The 1,511-nt window shown below is 54.7% G+C and carries 2 protein-coding genes and 1 pseudogene; 2 read left to right on the forward strand and 1 reads right to left on the reverse strand.

What is annotated here, in order from left to right:
* Together AB5H98_RS13470 and AB5H98_RS13475 are read left to right on the forward strand one after the other, a co-directional pair.
* Positions 1–351 (forward strand): annotated as a pseudogene (locus AB5H98_RS13470) (hypothetical protein); the annotation flags it as partial.
* 52 nt (positions 352–403) lie between these two features.
* The gene (locus tag AB5H98_RS13475; RefSeq protein WP_367926392.1) at positions 404–1,231 is read left to right on the forward strand and encodes a putative RNA methyltransferase; all 828 of its coding nucleotides are present in this window, start codon (positions 404–406) and stop codon (positions 1,229–1,231) included.
* A 40-nt stretch (positions 1,232–1,271) separates the two neighbouring features.
* On the opposite strand, the gene AB5H98_RS13480 is transcribed toward AB5H98_RS13475, so the two are convergent.
* Positions 1,272–1,511 (reverse strand): N-acetyltransferase family protein (locus AB5H98_RS13480; RefSeq protein WP_367926393.1); only part of this gene is annotated, 240 nt, incomplete at its 5' end.

A 1,511-nucleotide genomic window follows, 5' to 3' on the forward strand; every position in this document is an offset into this window, starting at 1 on the left:
CCCGCACCCGCACAGGGAGAGGCCGCGCCGAAAAAGCGTCGTCGTCGAGGCGGAAGACGGCACAACAAAAACCGGCAGGGCACAGTGCAGCCCGCAGCTCAAACCAATGAAAACAAGCCTGAAAAGGTCGAAAAACCCGAAAAGAAAGAACCTGCACAGCCTCGCGCAGCCAAAGCGGCGCAGCCTTTGCGGCAGCGTCCGGCCAAAGAGACGCCCCGCCGCCAGCCCAAAAAGGCTGATACGGAAGAGGACAACAGCATTCAACTGATCAGCCGCCGGGCTCCTGCGCAAAAGTTTGCCAGCTTTGAAGAATATATGAAGGCGCACGGAATGGGCGGCGATGAAGAATAAAAGAGAAAGCGGGAGCCCGGCTCCCGCTTTTTGTCCTGAGAGGAACAATGCTATGGAACAACCTTTTTGCTGTCCCGTTTGTGGCGGAGCACTGCATTTCCAGGACGGCGCACTTCGGTGTCCGGCTCGCCACAGCTTTGACATGGCCGCCAAAGGCTATGCACATCTTTTGCCGTCCGGCCGGATGCACGCCAAAGTGCCCGGAGACAACCGGGAGATGGTTGCGGCGCGGCGCGCCTTTTTGGATGAGGGATTTTATGAGCCTTTTCAGAGCGAGCTCATCCGTCTGGTTTTGGAATATACCGCAAAAATTTCCGGTCCTCACGTGCTGGATGCAGGCTGCGGAGAGGGATATTATACTGCGGGTGTGGCAAAGGCATTGCGCGATGCCGGTAAAAAGGCTTGCGTGGCTGGCTACGACATCTCAAAATTCGCGGTCAAGGCCGCGGCAGGTCGGGATAAGCAGGTGTTTTGGGCGGTTGCCGGCAGTTTTGCCATCCCTATGGTATCGGGCTCTGTTCATTGCCTTTTAAATGTGTTTAGCCCGATGGTTGAAACAGAATTTGCGCGGGTATTGGTACCTGGGGGCGTTTTGATTTATGCGGTGCCTGGGCCGCGTCATCTGTTCGGGCTCAAGCAGGTGCTGTACGATACTCCTTACGAAAACACTACCAGCGACGTGGCGTACAAGGGATTTTCCTTAGAGCGGCGCGTGCCCGTGCGGGGGCAGATCACTGTGCGCGGCGAACAAATCGGGCAGTTGTTTCAGATGACGCCTTACTATTGGAAGACGCCTCGAGAGGGCGCACAGCGTTTGGCTCTTTGCACGGAGCTCACCACAGAGATTGGCTTTGACTTTTTAGTGTATCGCCGTGTATAAATAAAAAGATCGGTCGAGCATTGGATCGACCGATCTTTTTTTACAAAATACCAAGTTGTTCACAGACCGTTTGACGCACAAGAGGAAAAGCCAAAACCGGTGGCTGTGAGTCTTTGTGTGGACCCAAAAACTTTTCCATCCACACCATGTCGTACCATCGGTCAAATTTCCGGCCGCATTTGTGAAAATGGCCCGTCAACCGATACCCCATCTTTTCGTGAAAGCGCACGCTGTCCATGGTCAGAAATTCATCTTCCCCGTCCGGCCATGCGATACAGGC

Source organism: uncultured Ruthenibacterium sp. (assembly GCF_963558415.1).
Lineage (GTDB): Bacteria > Bacillota > Clostridia > Oscillospirales > Ruminococcaceae > Ruthenibacterium.

What these genes read in the sequence shown, in the direction of transcription:
- AB5H98_RS13475 (WP_367926392.1), top strand. Translation starts at nt 404, where the DNA reads ATGGAACAACCTTTTTGCTGTCCCGTTTGTGGCGGAGCACTGCATTTC.